Here is a 19574-nt window from a genome sequence, read left to right as displayed (position 1 = left end):
TCCATCGAGGAGACTTGCCCAGTTTCAAGACAATCTTGCAAAAATACGGAGTTTCAAAAATCTCAATATTAGTATGTAAAAACATCTAAGAGAATAGGGTATTAGGCTCTGAAAGAGGAGATTACGGACATCAGGAGGCACTTGAAATGGAGGAACGAAACACATACAGAACAAGCCAGTTATCAGATATCCTTGGAGTGACTAGGGATGCCCTGAGATACTATGAGGATCAAGGGATTGTGAATCCGAGGCAAAATGAATCCAATCACTATAGGCAATATGACTATTATGATATCTATACCTTGATGGTGGCTGACTTTTATAAAAAGAGAAATTTATCGATAAAAGAAGTAAAGAGGCTGCAAGTAGGCAGCGAAATTGAGGAGCTTGGAACTTTATTAGAGGATAAAGCCAGCGAATTAGAAGAAACGATACGGCTGAATACATACATGCTTCAAAAAATAAAGGAAACCCAACAATTCTGTGAGGAAATCAAACACCATCTCAATCAATATTCCATAAGGGAATTCCCCACTTGTGAAGTAATGGGGGAGATCTCTGACTTCACTGCCTTCCAGGAGTATCCGGTTATTTTGGAGCATATGGACTCGATGAAGGACGATATTCTCAGTAAAATCATGAGGCAGTTTACGTTTGATGAAACTGGGTTTCTGGATACGAAGATGTACATTGTGGAGAAGCTTGGAGCAAAGCGAACAGAAGAAGGGTGCTATTTGGAGTTTCCCTTATGCATCTACACGATTGTGGAGGATGGCAGGTTCCAAAACGGGAGCGGGGATATTAAGCATCAGGTTTTTGAACATACGTTAGCATGGGGACGGGAACAGGGGCTTGCACCCAAAGGAGTCGCTTTTGTGAATACCCGTCTGATCACGTATCTGGATAACATGGAGCGCGTATTTTTAGAAATTTATATTCCTGTTGAGGGAAAATAGGGACTTTATGATCGATCTATTGACCTGGGTGTAACACCATAGTTTATATTTGGAAACCAATGGAGCATGTGCGCGCAAATTGTTCTATTGGTTTTTTGTTTTATAAACTAGTTACAGGCGGGGATTAATATGAAAGACATATTAAAAAGATATATTCTATGGACCTATGGCATATTCTATGTGTTTCTTCTTCTCATCGGGTTATCCATGTTAGTTATCAAATCTCAACCATTAGCCGAAGTGTTAAAAGTGCTGTCAGCTTGGACGGCTACCTTTGTGTTCATCGCGATGTTCCGTAAAATCAAGCCTCAAGAAAACCTGATTGATTTTATAAAGGGTCAATTTCGTACAAGGATACGCCTATCAACGGTACTGAGCGTTATTTTGCTCCAATTATTCGTTTTAATAGGGAGTCTCTCCGTAGTAACTGCAGTTTGGAATGTGCCCATACGCGAGCAATTAGCTAATTCATGGACAACATTGCTTATCCTGTTTGGTTATAATCTCATTCTGGGGCCGCTTGGGGAAGAGCTGGGATGGAGCGCATTTGTACTCGACGAACTGCAAAAACGATTCAGTCCGTTAAAATCAGCTATTATAGTTGGAGTCACATGGGGATTCTGGCATGCTCCGTTATGGCTGATGACAGGCTATTCAGGAATGGATTTAGTGCTGTATATTGTCTGCTTCTTGGTCTCCATTATCTCTGTCTCGATCATGATAACGGTATTTTATAATTTGAATCATAATCTGATTATTCCTATTCTCATTCATCAGCTTTTTAATTATTTTATGGGGATTCAATTGGGGGAACCTTTGCGTATTATTGTCGTTACGGCCCCATTCTATTTGATCGTTGCTGTAGGTTTGGTTGTATTGAATGATAGAAAGTGCTTGTACAAATAAGTGAGGGGAATACAGGTTCCGTCATGACTTGAAGGGTGAACCTTTTTGTAAGAAATGGTAAAGTAAAATAGAGATGACCTTTTCTACGAGGTGGGAGAAGCATGAAGGAATTATTGGTGAAGTACATGGCGAAATATACATCCCTTACTGAAGAGGAACAGCGGGCTGTTCTTGAAGATATTCATTTAGAGGAATATAAAAAAGGAACAGTGCTCCTTAGACAAGGAGATGTCCCTACGAATTGCTATTTTGTATTACAGGGATGTGTAAGGCAATACTTGATTCATGAATCGGGCAAAGAGGTTACGATCAACTTCTATACCGAGGAGCAAGCCATCACCAGCATCAATGCTCACAAACAAGATAAGTCGTCCGAATATACCTTTACCTGTCTGGAAGATACCGTGTTAGTTGTTGGCGAGCTGGCTGTTGAAAAGGACATGTTTCGAAAATATGGTCAATTGGAATCCTTAACGCGTCAGATGGTGGAAGAAAAGTTTGGCCAAGTCCAAGATGAATATGCTGCGTTTATCGCCTCGACGCCGGAAGAGCGCTTCAAGGCATTGCTGCGAAATCGGCCCAGACTAATCGATCGTGTGCCGCAGCACCAGCTGGCGAGTTATCTGGGCATTACGCCAGAGTCTTTAAGCAGAATCAAGAAGCGGGTACATCAAGACAAGGAATAATCAATAGTCAGGCCGCAATAGGGGTCTTTCCGACCTTCCCGCCTTTGAACAGCATCCATAAACCTAAGCCTAATTCGCCGGCGATCATCGGTACCGTAAATACATAGGTTAGTATAGTTTTAACCTCCTCATATTGGGGGAGGAATACGTTGCATAGGTGAATGAGCATGTAGCCTGTACCAGCAAGCAGCAGCAAGATACTGATGATTTTCGGTATGCTGGCAGATCTTAGGGTCACATAACCGACAATCAACAAATGCCCGCCGAAGATAATTAGCCCCATCGACCAGATGGCGTCAAAAGCTCGTACATACAACATTGCCTGCGTCTGAAGCTGATCAGAGATTGCTGAATGATCTGCACTGCCCGTGAGCAGCAGCACGAATAGTAAGTTTAGAATAGCAATCCCTAGTATCGCTGTATAGATGAGTCGGAACCATGCGCCGAGCAAGGAAAGCCCTTGATGGATAGGCTTTAGAACCATATAGAAAGCCCAAGCAACCACGATATCGGCAATGAGGATCATCAGCCAGCCCAAGATTTCAGCCTTGAATAGTGCGGTCGATGACATGATGTTATGAAAGGTGGCGCTGGCATCTCCTTGTACCACAAGGCTGGCATGGACATAGCCGTACGAGAAAAAGGAAGCCAGCGCCATGATGATCAGCGCTATGCCGGCAGTCAGGGCAGATGCACGCTGATCGATTCGTTGTATGTGTGTCGTGACCATCATTAAATCCCTCCAGGTGTTCGTTATGAATCTTATTGTAAGCAGAGGGTAATGATGGAGCATTGACTTAAATCAAGAGAAATGAAAAGTAGCTATAGATCGTTTAAGCGCCTAAGCCGTGGAAAGAAGCCTTCGGCTTAGGCGCTTTATGTTCCTGCCCTGCACTGAACCACCACAGGCTTTGGGCTGTTCATGGAAAGCATGATAGAAACGATCATAGATTGTTGTTCAATCGCTACTTGTTGCAGCAATTTCGATTCAGCTTGATCGGATTCCTTCAAATGCGTTGATCACCAATTGTTGCACATAGGGCTCGTCCAACGCTTCGCCTGTTACAAGCAAGCGGTAGAAAATCGGGCCATAAATGAGATCAATGCAAATACCAATGTCGAGATTTTGTTTCAATTCCCCGCGCTGAACCCCTTTTTCCAAAATACCCCTTGCCTCAAGTCGACGGGGACGGAAAAACCGAGCTCGATAGGCCTCCGCCAATCCCGAATCAAACTGACCTTCGCCTAATAACTCCGTAATGATGATACCCTCCCGGCTTGTCAAAAACCGGGTTAAATTCGTAGCGTGGATTTGAATATCTTGAAATGTCGAACCCGTATCAGGCACTGGCAATCTGGTCGTAGCGGCGTACAGGAAACCATCCATTACCACGGCAGCCTTGTTAGGCCACCATTTATAAATCGTGGCCTTGCTAACCTGGGCACGATCGGCAATTTTATCGACGGTTACGGCTTGAAAGCCATTTTCCAACAATAATTCGTAAGATGCGGAAAGGATAGACTTTTGTGATTCTACATTACGCGGCCGGCCTCTTTTTCCGGTCATCTAATCATCACCTTTCATCCATACATATCTTGTCCGAGATAAATAAACTATACGTTCAGTATACCAATTATGAATAAAAAATAAAATTGAAGGCTGCCTATTTACAAAACTATACGTTCAGTATATTATTTGGTTATCAAATTTCTAAACTATACGTTCAGTATCTAAAAGGAGGAGGAATCTAAATTGACTATTGCAAAAAATCAAACAGTCGAGAAACATATCTCGACATGGTTAATCATGCTTCTGGCTGCTGCATGCGGTATCATTGTAGCTAATCTTTACTATGCGCAGCCCTTAGTTGGGGTAATTAGTTCTTCAATCGGGTTATCTGCCAACAGTTCCGGATTTATTGTGACGTTAACGCAGATTGGATACGTAGTCGGGCTGTTATTTGTCGTACCTATGGGGGATATTGTTGAAAATAAAAGGCTGATTATCGTATCCTTACTTCTTACAGCGATTTCCCTTGCCATTACGGCATTGTCGAAGCAAGCCTTTCCGTTTTTAGCCGCTTCGTTTGTAATCGGTGTAGGGTCAGTCGCTGCACAAGTGCTCGTACCTTTTGCGTCATACCTTGCACCCGAATCTTCACGCGGTCGTGTTGTCGGCAATGTTATGAGCGGATTGTTGCTTGGGATCATGCTCGCTCGGCCTGTGTCCAGTCTGGTAGCTGACTTCTTTGGCTGGCATGCCGTATTCGCTTTGTCCGCTGCAGCTATACTTATTTTGGCGATCGTGCTGTCGAAGGTGTTACCTACAAGAAATCCTTCGTTAGACACACCCTATACAGCTCTGCTCGGTTCGATGTGGCATTTGCTGCGAACAACCCCGATCTTACGCCGTCGGGCTGTATATCATGCATGTGTGTTTGCGACTTTTAGCTTATTCTGGACAACAGTCCCGTTACTGCTATCCAGCCCGCTTTTCCATTTTTCTCAAAAAGACATTGCATTGTTCGCGCTTGTCGGAGTTGCGGGTGCAGTAGCTGCGCCTGTGGCAGGGCGTTTGGCCGACCGCGGCTGGACTAGACCCGCGACAGGGATTGCACTCGTTACTGTCATCGTTTCTGTTCTGTTGCCGCTTATGATTCAGACGGGTTCACCAATCGGAGTAGCTGTTCTCGTCGTTTCAGCCATATTATTGGATGCCGGTGTATCCGCAAATCTGGTACTCGGACAACGCGCAATCTTCTCTTTGAACCCGGAAATTCGTGGTCGTCTGAATGGGCTCTTCATGGCTATTTTCTTCTTTGGCGGTGCTATCGGATCCGCAATTGGAGGATGGATATACGCCACGGGAGGATGGAGTGCCGCGTTATGGATCGGAATGGCATTCCCGTTCATTGCTATCCTTTATTTTGCTACAGAGAAGAAGCAGGGGGACGATGACTCATAAAATCATTAAGAAACCTCCCCGATCGCTGTTCAGGGAGGTTTTAGATTATGCAGTCATTATTGCAATGGAGCCATAACTAGTGTCTTTAGGAGTTCTTTCGGGTTCTTGTCTATACCACTAAAACCAGCAGCATAATGAACATTGTCCTGCTCCCATAAATAGAAAACTAAATTTAGTTTCTTTGTCTTGTCTTCGGATAAACTAGGTTCATCGTAGACCTGGTCGTTGTCGGTATAAGCTGTAATCTCTACATTATTGATTGTCAGTTTGCGAATGAATGTGAGTTTATTCGTATCGTAAAGTGGAACTTTGCTTTGGTAAAATTCGAGTCCGCTTTGCTTATCATAGACTGTAGTGCCCAATGGTCCATGTATTCTCGTCCACAGCCTGTCCGCAGCTGGTCTGAACGGGAAGCCTGTGTTCTGATCATTTGCCCTCATCAACATGATATCGTTATAACGAAACTCAATGCCCTTGAAGCGAGCGGGCAGCTTCGCCTTAAAGCCAAGAATGTTCTCTGCTGCAGCTAAATCTTTTTCATCGTAAAGATTAAATGAGTTCCCCTCTCCGTCATATCGAACATGCTGAACTTGCTGCGGGGACACAAAGGATTGAACCATTTTCGCCAACTCTTCTTGCGACATATGCTCGCTATAGAAATTGACCGCGTACCATACGCCATGATCATTCCAGTAGAAGCTTTTGCCCGTTTCCGGCCTATTTTTCATAGCCCGCTTATCTGTAAACAAAATGCCTCTGACATTGCCAATCTTAGCTGGCTCTTGTCTATATTCAGGGAGCTTTTCTGACAACCTGGAATAATGAGCTCCCGCTAAAAGGCCGTGCTCCAGCATATTTTCTCTGCCGGCGGCAGCCGCCACTACGTCCAGTTTGCGTTCATTTTTTGTACCAAAGTTAGATACAAAAGAAATGGTTACAGTTTTCAGATAACGTTCTGGATCGTCAGGCATCATGGAACTTTCATTTATCACAACATGCTCAAGCTGATAGCTTTCAGGAACATAGTCGGGTACCTTGAAGTCAAATTTTTTATAGTCTAGCGCTCGATCCAGACTATGAAACCATAAGGGGGATTTATCCATTGAAGAAGGAATTTCGATCTTGGTGCTTCCTCCTCCTTCTTGGGCTTTAACGTCTGGCTCAGAGCTCTTCTTGGTATTCGCGTTGGTAAGAAAAACGGCGCCCAAGACAACTACTAAAAGAATTGCAACGGCGGATAGCTTGTATGATCCTTTTTTGAACTTGGCGATCATGATGATTCTCCGTTTCGTTTCATTCTTGTTGTTTCCGAAATGCGATAGGTTAACCCCGTATGAGGTACCTTGGCGGGAAAATAAACGCGACAGCATGAGCAGGGTCATGCCATAGGACGAGGCCTCGGGCTCATCCAGAGACTCAAGCACACTCGCGTCGCACGCCACCTCTTGGTCGGCTTTCATCTTTCTTACCGCCAGCCATACCATGGGGTTGTACCAGTGCAGCCCAACGGACAACATCCACAAAGCGTTGAACCATAAATCCTTGCGTTTGTAGTGAGTCAACTCGTGCAAAAGGATGTGCGACAACTGCCTTGAGTCGGCGATCGCGATGATATCCGCAGGCACATAAATTCTCGGCTTCCATATGCCATAGAGACAAGGGCTGCGAAGAAAGCTTGTTTCATAGACTTGAATTTGTCTTTTTATATTCAGTATTGTGCTGCACTCTGCAAGGGCCAAGAGTAGCTTATCATCGTCAATTTTGTGGGAGTCTCTAACTTTCACTCTGAATAAGACTGTGCTAGATAGGTAATATCCGCATAAGATTAGGAATCCTCCAAGCCAAACCCATGAGACAATTGTCAGCCAGTTGAGCTCATCCTGATCTCCCGCACCAACTGGCTCTCCCGCATTGGTCTGTTCTTGAACAGCTGGCGTCACGTTCGTTGAGACAGTTTGCTCTGCAAGGCTTAGGTTAGATTCAGCAGGAGCTTGCTTCTCTTCACTACGAGCAGAGGGAGCATCCTTGCTGGAGCTGGATGTGAAAGAGTGCTCAGGCAGCATATTCCTTGGATTGGAATTCATCCATTCAACCGGTGTGGCTTGCGGCATCAGATTGAACAAGCTGATCGCGCTCTGCGGAGCGATGGGAATAAGCAGTTTAATTAATACAAGAAACCACAGCATATATGTAACTTTCGGGCTCAGGCGCTTGTGGAACAACTTCCGGATCAAGAATAGGAACAGTAGGATAACCGTCGATGCCAGTGATGCAGTTACGAAGAGTGAAAAAAGCGCATCCAGGTGCTTCATGATTTTTTCTTGCTCTCCAATATTTGTTGAAGCTCTTCAATATCCTTCTCAGAGAGAGGTTCCTCTTGAATAAATTTGGCGCACAGCAATCCTGCAGCCCCGTCATAGATCCGGTTCAGAAAAGAACGATTTTCTACTTTTAAGTATTCATCATGCGATATTAGTGGATAGTACAGGTAGTTCCTACCGGACTTTTCAAATCGAATTGCATTTTTCTTATGCAGCCGGTTCAGAAAAGTTTTGATCGTTTGATCGGTCCATTGCATTTGCTGCGACAGCTTGGCAATAATCTCGTTTGCAGACAAAGGCTCCTCCTGCCAAAGAAGCTTCATTACTTCGCTTTCGGCTTCTGTAATGCGAGGGGATTCGTTCATCGTCTTCACCTTCTTGATTTATTGTTTACACGTGTAAATGTTTGTTTAGAGTTTACATGTGTAAACGAAATGGGTCAAGGAGAATTTTACAATCTGCTCCAAAAAAATCCCCTTTAAGTTCACTCGTTTGCTCAGGACAACCTGAGTCCACGTTGAGTTTACTTAAAGGGGCTAATGCCTATATCTAAAGTTTGGTTATTGCACTTAGTAATAGGACTTTTTAAAAAGTAAGGAAAAAGGACAGTGCTTAGCACCGTCCTATATTTTGAGACTCATCTTATAGATACCCTCGCTGACTCAACAGCCTTAGATATTTCACATAGTACTCATTATCCAGAGAGCACTCCTCTCGAGGGATACCCAGCATAATCGTAAGGTCATCGACTAATGCCGTACATATTCCCTGTACCGTATAGCTGCTCATGTGCTCTCCATCGTCACTGATTAGAATGACACGGAGCAATTCCCCCGCCCCAATTCGACTCCAATCGGTCTGTGGCGAATCGGGGGATCGTTCATTTTTGTATTCTTCATGGAACATTATGTCCGTATCGTTGAATGCCTGAGTCAAAATGTCTCGATCATCAATTTTATAGCATTTGAATATCCGATCATACTTTCCTTGTGGATCATTCTGCAAATCAGACAATGAAGCCTTAGGAATTTCTTTGGCACCGTACTTCTCTCCAAGCATTGTTTCAACTGCAAGATTCGTGTACTTATGAGGAAGCTGCTGCTCCAAGAATCGTTGATGAAGCTCCTGCATCTGATTACACCTCCATCTGACTAAAAGAACGAATGTCCACCTACACGGTTCCAAGTGTGGTAGTGGTAATAGTACCCGAACCCTAAACCTTCTTTTTCAATTTCAGGACCTATTGGTTCTTTTCCTCCACCTGCTTTTTTAGCTACAAGAGCGGCTTTGGACATAGATCGTGACCATACATCATTTCCAGTAACATTACTGTCTCCATTGAAAGAACCAAGTCTCGTAACTGCCACACTCTCTGAAATAGCAGAACCAATCCATACGTCCTTCTGCATTATTTTAGCATAGTAATGATCATATTTTTGATTATTTCTAAGTTCAGCTGCAATAGAATCTGTTTTAGCAAAATCCATCCCATTTATTGCTACAACAGCCGTAACTAGAAGCAATGCTTCTATTAGCTTTGCTCCAACTACCTCTATAAGAGGGATCACCCAAATAAAGGAAGATACGTTTTCATCGGGATTATATGTAGCAATTTCCCCTGTTTTTTGGTCTTGTATTGTTATATGCGCCCCATTATCAGTAAAGTCATTTAATCGGAGTGAATATTGATGTACATTCTCGTTATTTAGAAAATTGGCAGAAAAAAGATTTGGACTCGATTTAGTTGTTTCAAATGTGGTCATTGTAAGTTTTCTTGTTGCTTGGTCTTGAACCAAAACTCCTATTAAGCCATCAACTTCTACCTTCAGTCTAATTTCTTTTTCATTGTTCGCGAGAACTTCCACACCATTAAGCTTGTCAAGAACTTCCGCTTTAATAGACGAAGGAGTTACGAGACCTGAAAAAATTAATAAGAACGCCAAAAAAACAACCAAAACCTTACTGAAATTGTGTTTTAACAACATTGTTTTATCCTCCTAATTAAATTAATTGATATTGCGATTTTGAATCAAAACCTCCTTTCTTATTACTTAATAGTAAATATTATCCTATAAACCCCTTTTTGAACAGATTAAATTTACATAATTATGCATACCGATTTCTAAACAGACTTCATAAATAATGTCCACCTATAAAAAAATCCCTCTCAAATTCACTCGTTTGCTCAGGATGACCTAGCTTTGAGTTACTTGAAGGGGATAGCGATATCTATGTTTCTATTTTATTGGCAGAAATATGTTCTGTAATTTCAGTAACATTTTGCAGACCAAAGTCCAAGTTTCTTGCCATATACTTCTCGAAAAAGCTTGGGTCAATTCCCGTCATATGATGAAAGAAGGATATTACAACTTTCCAATCGTGTTCGATCATGTGGCCAATATCCATAATTCCCTTCTTTGAAGCGAAATCAATGATTGTTTTGATTTTCATTGGCTTCTGGATCGGAATGGTATCATCAAGCGGCTCCATTTTCAAATAACCTTTGCGGTGCAGTGCTGCGTAGAAATTCCGATGTTCTTTGGCCCCAATGATCCCTAGATTTGCGGCTCTATATCCTAACACTTGCAGCGATGTTTTCCATTTCTTCTTCAGATCTACGTAATCATCAGGATTGGTAAGACGGGACACATCTTTCATATCTAGTGAGAACTCGTCCTCCGGCAATAACAAAGCTCCGGCAAACATGTTTGCTTCATTTTCAATATTTTTGTGTTCTTTTCGATCTAAGTTGACGAACTCAAGCTGGTAATGGAGCAGAAGATGACCGAGTTCATGGGCAAGATCAAAGTTCCTCCTAGAAGCTGATCGTTTCAAATTTCCTAATATAATATAGGGGCGGTCATTTCGAGTCCACAGGCTATAAGCATCGATTTCCTCGCCAATGGCCTTCTCAAACACGAACACGCCACTCTTCTCGATTTGGAACAGGAGATCATCATTGTTGGATATCGATAAATCGAGCCGTTTCCTCGCTAAATGGGCAACACGGTTGATTTGGGCAGTTCTATCGTCGTCCGTATGATCTACATACTCCATCACTTCGTCCCGAAGCTTGATGATTTTAAGGGTCGGATGGCTTACATTAGCCGTTATATAGTTCACAAAAGAATCTAAATATTCGAGATGCTTAGCTTCTGCCTGCGTCTTGGAGATAACATTTAATACCTTGGAGCGATACGCAATATTCATTACATCCACATTCGCAGGCATCATATATTTTGCAAGCATGTCCTTCGAATAAAAGTATTTGCTTTTTACGTTAAAGATTCGTTTCAATTCATTCACGATCTGCATCTTCGGTGTCGTATACGCGTTCTCGTACTGCCAGACTGCTTGTTCGGTTACACCTAACATGTCGGAGAGTTGTTTGCGCGAATATCCGTGCATGATCCGTAAATTGGCCAGATTTTCGCCAATGAACATGCCTGTCCCTCCTAATATCCAAATCAATGTTATATAGACAGTTATATTTTAACAGAAATATGATGTGGGGATATTACTTTTGTCAATAAAAACAAAAACCCCTCCACCATTTTGGCGGAGAGGCTGTTCATTCCACATTAATTCGTATAGTTATCGAAATACCCTTGAATAAAGATAATCGGCGTGCCCTTATCTCCGCTACCGGAAGTCAAATCGGACAGAGAGCCAATTAGATCCGTCAATCTACGAGGAGTTGTGCCTTGCGCTTCCATCGCTCCGACGAGATCTGCATCTTTATTGGTAATATACTGAGAAATTGCTTGCTTCAGTTCTTCACCTTTTAGATGAGCGAAGTTATTATCGGCAAGGTATTTCAATTTCACTTCATTCGGAGTACCGTCCAGTCCTGCCGTGTAGGCTGGCGATACAACTGGGTCAGCAAGCTCCCAGATCTTGCCCACAGGATCCTTGAACGCTCCATCCCCGTAAATCATGACTTCAACCTGCTTGCCCGTCTTTTCCTTGAGCACGCGCTGGATATTGTCTACGATAGGCTGGGAATTGCGCGGGAACAGCTTTACGCTGTTCTCTGTCGATTTGTTGGAGCCTAACAGGCCATATGATTCATTGCATCCGCTGCCGTCAATCGATGCAGTTAGGATGTCGTCGAGACCATATACGTTTTCCCCGCCATTCGCCTTCAAAATTCGCTTCGTTCTGAAGCGAGTATGAATATCGCAAGTCAGCACGTTTTTCGTGTACTCCAAGATTGTCTTTGGATGGTTGGAGAATATAACTTCGCATTCTACACCGTACTCTTCGATCAATGATTTATAGTAATCGATATAATCGACGCCAGTAAAGGTATGCTTGTTATAGCCGAACAGATCACGGAATTGCTGCTCTGTCAGCACATCTGTCCAAGGATTGATCCCTTTTTCATCGAGCAGGTCGAGATCCACCAAGTGGTTGCCTACTTCATCCGATGGATAGCTGAGCATAAGCACAACTTTCTTAGCTCCCTTCGCAATACCGCGAAGGCAGATCGCGAAGCGATTGCGGCTCAAGATTGGGAAAATGACTCCAACCGTCGCATCTCCGAATTTAGCACGTACATCCTGCGCAATGTGATCGATTGTCGCATAGTTGCCTTGCGCACGAGCAACGATGGATTCCGTAACCGTAACGATATCTCTATCTTGAATGTGGAAGCCTTCCGCTTCGGATGCTTTCAACACACTATCTACTACAATATCCTCGATGCTGTCACCTTGATTGATGATGGGGCAACGAAGGCCTCTTACTACAGTTCCAACGACTCTTTCCAATATAATCGCTCCTTAGATCGCTTATAGTGAATACATGACATGGCGTTCCTATTTGTACTATACACCCGTCTAATGGTATAAGTGAAATTAATATATCGAATATTAGGTATAAGGAGTGCTTATGTAGTGAGTAAGTTAGATTTATATAAGGTATTTTGTACGGTTGCGAAACGTGAAAGCTTCTCTAGAGCGGCACAGGATATGTATATGACGCAGCCAGCTGTCAGCCAAGCAATCATGCAGCTGGAACGGGAGTTGGATACTCGTCTATTCACGCGGACATCGAAGGGTGTATTTTTGACGAACGAAGGCCGGCTCCTATTCGAATATGCGAATTCGGCGATGAATCTAATTCACGTCGGCGAGGAAAAAATGCTGGAGTTAAAAAATTTAACGACAGGTGAGTTAAAAATAGGGGTTGGCGATACGATTTCGAGATACTTTTTGCTTCCCTATTTGGAGGAATTCCATAATCGGTATCCCAATATTAAGTTCAAGATTATTAACGGTACCACCCTTGAAATATGTGCGCTGATCAAGTCAGGCGGGGTGGATATTGGAATATGCAATTTTCCGCTGGATGATCCTGCATTGGAGCTAAGACCGTGTGCGGACATTCAAGATATTTTTGTATATGGGGAAAAGTTCAAGCGTCTGTTAACCGGCCCAGTTAGTCTGGACACAATCGTCAAGATGCCGCTGATTTTCCTTGAGTCGAAGTCCAATTCCAGAAAGTATGTTGAGGATTATATTTTGTCAAAAGGCATACAGATTTCGCCGGACTTTGAGCTGGGCTCACACCATTTGTTATTAGAGTTCGCCAAAATTAATTTAGGTGTCGCCTGTGTGACGAGGGAATTCTCGCAAGAGTATTTGGACAAGGGGATATTGCAGGAGGCTCAATTGGTGGAGGAGATCCCGAAGAGAAGCATTGGCATATGTTTTTTGAAAAGTGTATCGTTGTCTCCAGCGTCAACGAAGTTCGTTGAGATTATCGAAAGTAAGAAACTTTGATTATATGCGTCTATATGCGGCGAAATTGTTACAAAACTCCAAAATGAAGCAGCAATAAGAGAGTAGATGAATGGAGGAGAGGCCTGTCCTATGGTAGACTTGTGTTATTAATATTTACCAATTACTAATGAGGCGAGGGGATAAGATGGGGTTTCTGAAGAAGGTATTCGGCGGCAAGAATAATGGGGAGAAAGCGAATGACGGCACTACCATTTACACATATGGCGAAAGTGCCAATGATGGTTATGAGCCGCCTGCACCGATGGAATACATGGAAGAAATCGTTGCCCATTTCGAAGAGGTATTTCCGGGGAGAAACAGCGGTGTCTTTCATGAGCTTATATCTGATGTGGTACATATTGATGTAAATATTATGGAGCCTACGGAAGAAGAACCGTTCTGGGTACTGTACACGACCGGCATGAGTGATTTGCCGATGACGATTCCAGATGAGATACGAGCGGAAATGGATGGAAATTACGATCGGGCGGAAGTGATGATGTTCCTTCCGGCTTCGTGGGAGCTAACCGAAAATGCCTTTAAGGATGACAACAATTACTGGCCGATCCGACTTATGAAGCAGATGGCTCGTTTTCCACATGAGTATAACACGTGGCTGGGATATGGACATACGATACCAAATTTCCAAGACTATGAGCCTTATGCCGATGGGACAGGCTTAAATGGGGTTGTATTTTATCAATTAACAGAGGAAGTCAGCGTCATTCCGACCAAGGATGGCAATCAAGTTCATACATATTTCCTGATCCCTCTGTACAAAGAGGAAATGGATTATAAGTTGGAGCACGGTATGGATGCCTTAATAGACAAATTATCAGAGTTGGAAGATGATTTGTTTGAGTTAAATCCGAAACGAATCAATACGTGCAAGTCGTAATAAATAATTCTAGTTCTTGTCTAGAATCTAAAACGCCAGCTCTTTCACATCATTGAGAGAGCTGGCGACTTTTTTAGGTTAAGTACCTTCCATTTTGTATGAGCAAATCGCGGCAGTCGTAATACTTTCACCCTGTTCGCGTGGTGTGAAGTATGTGAAGATGGAGGCATCAAAGGTTTGAAGCCACTCGGCTTTGAGCTTTTGACCTTCAGGCTATTGCGATCCTTCCTTCTAACTCATTGGCGAATTAGGGTCGCAGCTTTCCTGAAGATGTTACTTAGGAAAGGGGGCATCCAGGCTATCATATTCCTTCCTTCTATTGAATCTTCCATTGAAATTAGGGATATGGCTTTCCTGGAGTCTTTTTATGATGATGAATACCATCTATCTGCGAAGAGCGAATAAGTTGATTGTGAACCAAGGGCAAGGAGAACATCGAATCTCTAAATCCCATTTGGCTACGGCGTTGAAGAACATAGAGCAGCTTGGGTATACGTTCTCCAAGCCATTAATAAATGTTGTCCGTACCTTGTCCAGGGATCAGTTCACTGTATTCTATCAGGAACTGGTCACGGATCTTAAGGTAATGGTAGGTGCCCATGTGGCATACACACCGATGTATCCGGATTTCCCGGAGCAGGTGATGCAGGAAGATGATGTAGAGCTGTACCTGAATGCGATTTATCATTATGTGACCTTGGATGTGCCACGCTACGAGGCAGCAGATCGACCGCCTCTGCAGGATCAGATCGACCTGAAGGTTATTGACCTGGGCAGCAGAGCAGAATTCCATTGGATGATACGCCAGCTTATTCAGGCTAAGGGGTCAATTTCCGAGACAGATCAGAACGATATCGACGTTGCTATCGAAGATGCGGACGCAGATGAATTAGGGGATATTCTTCCTGACGAGATTCCATTCAAAGAGAACGTCGGCTTCGTGGCCGGCTCCTTATTGAAGCATGACAAGGCGAACCTGAATGTGATCCGCCCGTACTTCAAGACGGCTACCGATGTCCTGCGTCTTGCTGTCGCTTGGTCATCTGGCGACGTTAGTCTTGCTGAGCCTACGCACTTCCGCAAGTTCAAGCGGCCGGAGAGACGGCTGCTGCTCGGCCTGCTGGAACAATGCGGAGCGATTACCGAGGATATGCTGAGATATAAGCAGCGCTGGATTCGGTTAGGCGAGATTTTGCATCCATCGGAATATAAGCAGCAATTTGCGCGAAGCAAGGAAGCCTTTGATATATTGCGCAATAACAAGCCCTTTACGACTTATAACAGCAGTGTGGAGCTTGCCTTCCAATATCAGAATGTGTGGACGCTAATTGATCTGTTGACGAAGCGCCCTGGCGAGTTCGCCAGAAGGCTCGATCACTTGCTGCGCATCGCGGAACAAGCGGAGTACGTGGTATTGGCATTCGGCGAAATCGCGAATCAGGTGTCGACACCTGTGCTCATGCAAGTGAAGTCCCATTTCACCCATCGTAACGAGCCCAAGGAGCTTCGTACCTTCTTCCCGAGAGGGAATGTCGCCAAGGCTGTAGCGATTCCTAATACGCTTCCAGAGCTCGATATAGCGGTATGCCAAGATATTGTGCAGCTGTGCGAACAGACGCTTATGGAGCGGTTCTCGGCGCTTCCATCGCTCGGAAAGGTGTATGTCGATGGACGTATGAAGCGGTATAATGTTCCGTTCTCCCAGCGTTCGGCAAGCAAGGCGCTGCATACGATCGTTCGGGGAAGCCGCGTGCCGATGGAGGAAGGGGACACGGTTCGCTTCTTCACCTGGTGGAAGGAAGGTACGGTGAACAGCATTCCTACCGGCCGTGTGGATATCGATCTGTCCGCTGTCATGTACGATCACAATTGGCAGTATGTTGAGCATATCTCATACACGAATTTGCGATCCTCGAAGTACCGGGCTGTGCATAGCGGCGACATCGTGTCCGCACCAAAAGGAGCCTGTGAATTTATTGATCTGCACATTCCATCCATTGTGGATTATGGCGGTCGTTATATTGTCGCTTCGCTTCATTCCTTTACGATGCAGCCGTATTGCGAATTGCCGGAGTGCTTCGCAGGTTGGATGATGCGCAAGAAGCCGGGTTCCGGCGAGATATTCGAACCTGCGACGGTCGCCAATAAGATCGATGTAACGGCTGATACGAGGATTGCAATTCCTGTTATTTTGGATTTGGTAGAGCGAACTATAATTTGGACCGATCTCTCACTGACAAGGCATCCGGACTTCTGCAACAATGTAGAAGGAAATCAAAAAGGGATGGTCTTGATCGGCAAGGCGATGACTACTCTGCAAAAGCCGAATCTGTACGATCTGTTCATGCTTCATGCTGAGGCAAGAGGGGAAGTTGTTGCAACGGCAGATCAAGCGGGTACGATCTTCTCGGTAGACGAAGGAGTTACTCCTTACGATATCGAGCAGATTATGGCAGAATACCTCGTATGAGTGCACATGCTTAGGCTCTAAAGATGGCGGCAGGTCAAGATCCGGTTATCCGGTCTTGGCATGCCGCCCTTGTTTTTAATAGTGAGGCGATTTCGGTAGTCCGTGCATTATAGGTTATAAAAGGTCATGAAGCCCACCATATGCTGAACACAGCTTATGTGGGCTTCTGTATGTTTTTATTTGATTTCACTGTCAGGAGAAAATAAAGTATTAGACTAAGAAAATAAAATTGTAGCCTGGCGCCCGTTGGCTAAGCTATACCAGCTAATAGCTTGTCAAGAGTACCAGTAAAGTGAACCTTAGTCATGTGGTATAGTGAAAAATAAGTATGACAAATAACCCTCCAATCCCTTTGTTTTGGAAGGTTATACCAACATGAAATGATTAAGCAGAACGGAATTTTTTTTTACTTTTAAGGATGACATAAAGCCAATGAACCAGTTTATTCGCACATGCGATCAGAGCTACTTTATGAGGCTTCCCTTCGGCTCTCTTGCGATCATAGAAATCTTTAAGTCGCATATTACGAGAACGGATGAGTCCACACTGGACAGCCATAACTAACGCATAACGAAGTTGCCGGGAACCACGTTTGGTAATTCGATTCCGTGTTGCCGTAAACTTTCCTGAAGCGAATACACTTGGGTCAATGCCTGCAAAGGCTACTAGTTTCTTTGGATGATCAAAACGGTCGACTTCTCCAATTTCCGATAAAATTGTTGCCGCAATTTTATTACCAATACCGGGAATCGACTGGATTAAATCATATTCTTCAATTTCTTTAGCAAGAGCATCTATGTTCTCTTCCAATCGAGATAGATGCTCTTGGTACTGAATAATGAGTGAAATCAAAACTTTTAGATTGATCAAGTGACTAGAGTACATGGTTTGTTGAAAAGGATTTTGTTTTGCTGCATCCAACAACCGCTCAACTCGTACACAGATCCAACTCTCTGAACGCCCTCGTCTTGAAGAAAGCAGTTCTTTAATTTTGGACTTAAGCGTGCCTTCGTCCGATTGCAATACCAAATAGGAAGTTGGAAACTCATTTAAAAATCGAAGTGAGATACTAGAATATATGTCCCCGAAAACACCTTTGTACGTAGGGAAAACTTGATCAAGAACAGCTTGAAACTGCAGTTTAGTTTGTACACACATTTTTGAAAGAGACTCATATTGTCTGGTTAGATAACGCAGATTAAGCAGTTGTACACCTCTTTTTTTATAGGGTTCAAATTCTTCTTTGTAGTACAACTCTCCCAACAGAAAAGCATCAGCAGCATCCGTCTTCACTTTACGAAGGTTGGACTTTCTAAGCCGATTTGAGATGAGTGGATTAATGACAATATACAAATAATGATGCTCCTCTAAGAACTGAACAACGGGACTTTGGTAATGACCAGTTGCTTCGAGAACTAGCAAAGGACGTAGTCCAGAAGCTTTTTCAACATTCTGAATAGCTTGAAGTAGCTTCGCCAGCCCTTCTCGGGTATGTTCGAATTGAAACGTCCCTTTGTACGGTTTACCTCGTTCTAAAAAGGATTGTCCATGGCTTTCATCTTTAGAAATATCCAGACCAATCACTGGATTCATTCAATTCACCTTCCTAAGTTGGTTTTACCGGCAGCCCCTGTGATTTCATCTTGTCGCTCCATAGCATCGCTTGTTATACGGGATCTCAAGTCCCAACCAGCCTCAATCATGGTCATGACAAGTAGGGGTGAACATTATAGCGCTCGGGATCAAGTCCCACGGGCAGGTACGTTCGACCCGGCTACCTCAATTCTCAAAGCTAATGAAAAAAGGATCAACCAGAAAGAACTGGTTGACCTTATAATACGATGGGGCAGAATTGCTTAATCACTACACGAATACCTTAGATATGACGAATTTTACTATGTTTGCAAAAAAAGACGTTATCTGAAAGATACGCAAACGCAATGATTATTTTTGAAGGGGCGATTAAATTGAAGCAAGGGATAATCGTTTTTCTAAATGGAACCTCAAGTTCCGGAAAGACTTCCATAGCGACTGAATTATTAAACCAAAATGAAATCTCGTTTTATCATTTATCAATTGATGATTTTTTTAATGGATTGTTTCATGACTACATTGATTTCATTAACACCAAATATGCAGAAGATGCGCAAGGCCCAACTCATATCATTATTGAACCATTGATTACTTTGTTTTATTCAACAATTAAATTTATGTCGGTAATGGGGACGAATATCGTTGTAGATACAGTAAATGATACTGACGATCGATTTAATACATTTCTAGGTTTATTAATGGATCATCCTGTACTGCTTGTAGGAGTAACATGCTCGAAAGAGGAGCTTATTAGGAGAGAAAAACTAAGGGGAGATAGAGAGATTGGTTTAGCAATCTCTCAGTATGATAAAGTTTATTGCCTTAATGAGTATGACCTTGAACTAAATACTGAAACCTTGAGTCCAGATGAATGCGCCAATTTGATATTAAATTTTATTAGATCAAAACGTGAATACTCTGCTTTTAAGAAGTTAAATAAAAGAAGTGTTAGTGTTTCATAAAAGCCGTATCCTTCAGTTAACAAAACAGCGG

Annotated in this window: 17 protein-coding genes; 8 read left to right on the top strand and 9 right to left on the bottom strand. The window is 43.3% G+C overall.

The genetic code is table 11. The features are described 5' to 3' along the window. Positions 1-146 precede the first annotated feature (146 nt). The 3 genes from AZ66_RS02130 (at position 147) to AZ66_RS02120 (ending at position 2548) form a co-directional block, all read left to right on the top strand. Positions 147-956, top strand: coding sequence for a MerR family transcriptional regulator (locus tag AZ66_RS02130; protein ID WP_044353388.1), 810 nt, complete (start codon positions 147-149; stop codon positions 954-956). 129 nt (positions 957-1085) lie between these two features. Further along, positions 1086-1862: a CPBP family intramembrane glutamic endopeptidase gene (locus AZ66_RS02125; protein ID WP_052648342.1), complete on the top strand. Its 777-nt coding sequence runs from the start codon at positions 1086-1088 to the stop codon at positions 1860-1862. A gap of 101 nt (positions 1863-1963) precedes the next feature. Next, on the top strand, positions 1964-2548 hold the full coding sequence (locus AZ66_RS02120) for a Crp/Fnr family transcriptional regulator (protein WP_044353384.1): 585 nt from the start codon (positions 1964-1966) through the stop codon (positions 2546-2548). A gap of 7 nt (positions 2549-2555) precedes the next feature. On the opposite strand, the gene AZ66_RS02115 is transcribed toward AZ66_RS02120, so the two are convergent. Further along, the gene (locus AZ66_RS02115; RefSeq protein WP_044353397.1) at positions 2556-3254 is read right to left on the bottom strand and encodes a DUF4386 domain-containing protein; all 699 of its coding nucleotides are present in this window, start codon (positions 3252-3254) and stop codon (positions 2556-2558) included. Positions 3255-3536: 282 nt separating this feature from the next. Beyond that, positions 3537-4115, bottom strand: coding sequence for a TetR/AcrR family transcriptional regulator (locus AZ66_RS02110; RefSeq protein WP_044353383.1), 579 nt, complete (start codon positions 4113-4115; stop codon positions 3537-3539). A 240-nt stretch (positions 4116-4355) separates the two neighbouring features. Between AZ66_RS02110 and AZ66_RS02105 the strand changes: the two genes are divergently transcribed. After that, on the top strand, positions 4356-5513 hold the full coding sequence (locus AZ66_RS02105; protein ID WP_442950265.1) for an MFS transporter: 1158 nt from the start codon (positions 4356-4358) through the stop codon (positions 5511-5513). 56 nt (positions 5514-5569) lie between these two features. On the opposite strand, the gene AZ66_RS29585 is transcribed toward AZ66_RS02105, so the two are convergent. The 6 genes from AZ66_RS29585 to AZ66_RS02075 form a co-directional block, all read right to left on the bottom strand. Beyond that, positions 5570-7825: a M56 family metallopeptidase gene (locus tag AZ66_RS29585; protein WP_052648341.1), complete on the bottom strand. Its 2256-nt coding sequence runs from the start codon at positions 7823-7825 to the stop codon at positions 5570-5572. Beyond that, the gene (locus AZ66_RS02095) at positions 7822-8199 is read right to left on the bottom strand and encodes a BlaI/MecI/CopY family transcriptional regulator (protein ID WP_044353381.1); all 378 of its coding nucleotides are present in this window, start codon (positions 8197-8199) and stop codon (positions 7822-7824) included. The genes AZ66_RS29585 and AZ66_RS02095 overlap by 4 nt, the downstream gene beginning before the upstream one ends. A 277-nt stretch (positions 8200-8476) precedes the next feature. Next, positions 8477-8965, bottom strand: coding sequence for a hypothetical protein (locus AZ66_RS02090; RefSeq protein WP_044353380.1), 489 nt, complete (start codon positions 8963-8965; stop codon positions 8477-8479). Positions 8966-8985: 20 nt separating this feature from the next. After that, positions 8986-9819 carry a hypothetical protein gene (locus AZ66_RS29580; protein ID WP_052648340.1) on the bottom strand — a complete coding sequence of 278 codons (834 nt, stop codon included), beginning with the start codon at positions 9817-9819 and terminating at the stop codon, positions 8986-8988. Positions 9820-10063: 244 nt separating this feature from the next. Further along, complete coding sequence (locus AZ66_RS02080) at positions 10064-11278, bottom strand: spr1629 family repressor/antitoxin (RefSeq protein WP_044353379.1); 1215 nt, start codon at positions 11276-11278, stop codon at positions 10064-10066. Positions 11279-11415: 137 nt separating this feature from the next. Continuing rightward, positions 11416-12606: a coenzyme F420-0:L-glutamate ligase gene (locus AZ66_RS02075; protein WP_044353378.1), complete on the bottom strand. Its 1191-nt coding sequence runs from the start codon at positions 12604-12606 to the stop codon at positions 11416-11418. Between the two features lie 126 nt (positions 12607-12732). Between AZ66_RS02075 and AZ66_RS02070 the strand changes: the two genes are divergently transcribed. From AZ66_RS02070 to AZ66_RS02055, 3 genes are all read left to right on the top strand, one after another. Next, positions 12733-13620, top strand: a complete 888-nt coding sequence (locus AZ66_RS02070; RefSeq protein ID WP_197081639.1) for a LysR family transcriptional regulator — start codon at positions 12733-12735, stop codon at positions 13618-13620. A gap of 145 nt (positions 13621-13765) precedes the next feature. Beyond that, positions 13766-14518, top strand: coding sequence for a suppressor of fused domain protein (locus AZ66_RS02065; RefSeq protein ID WP_044353377.1), 753 nt, complete (start codon positions 13766-13768; stop codon positions 14516-14518). Positions 14519-14885: 367 nt separating this feature from the next. After that, a complete protein-coding gene (locus AZ66_RS02055) occupies positions 14886-16988 on the top strand; it encodes a TerD family protein (protein WP_044353375.1) in 2103 nt (700 codons plus the stop codon). A gap of 384 nt (positions 16989-17372) precedes the next feature. On the opposite strand, the gene AZ66_RS02050 is transcribed toward AZ66_RS02055, so the two are convergent. Further along, positions 17373-18581: an IS110 family transposase gene (locus AZ66_RS02050; RefSeq protein ID WP_044353374.1), complete on the bottom strand. Its 1209-nt coding sequence runs from the start codon at positions 18579-18581 to the stop codon at positions 17373-17375. 374 nt (positions 18582-18955) lie between these two features. Between AZ66_RS02050 and AZ66_RS02045 the strand changes: the two genes are divergently transcribed. Then, a complete protein-coding gene (locus tag AZ66_RS02045) occupies positions 18956-19543 on the top strand; it encodes a chloramphenicol phosphotransferase CPT family protein (RefSeq protein ID WP_044353392.1) in 588 nt (195 codons plus the stop codon). Positions 19544-19574 lie beyond the last annotated feature (31 nt).

Source organism: Paenibacillus sp. E194 (assembly GCF_000935845.1).
Classification (GTDB): Bacteria; Bacillota; Bacilli; order Paenibacillales; family Paenibacillaceae; genus Paenibacillus_B; species Paenibacillus_B alvei_B.
The sequence above is the reverse complement of the archived record's forward strand: the minus strand, read 5'-3'. Positions and strand labels throughout refer to the sequence as shown.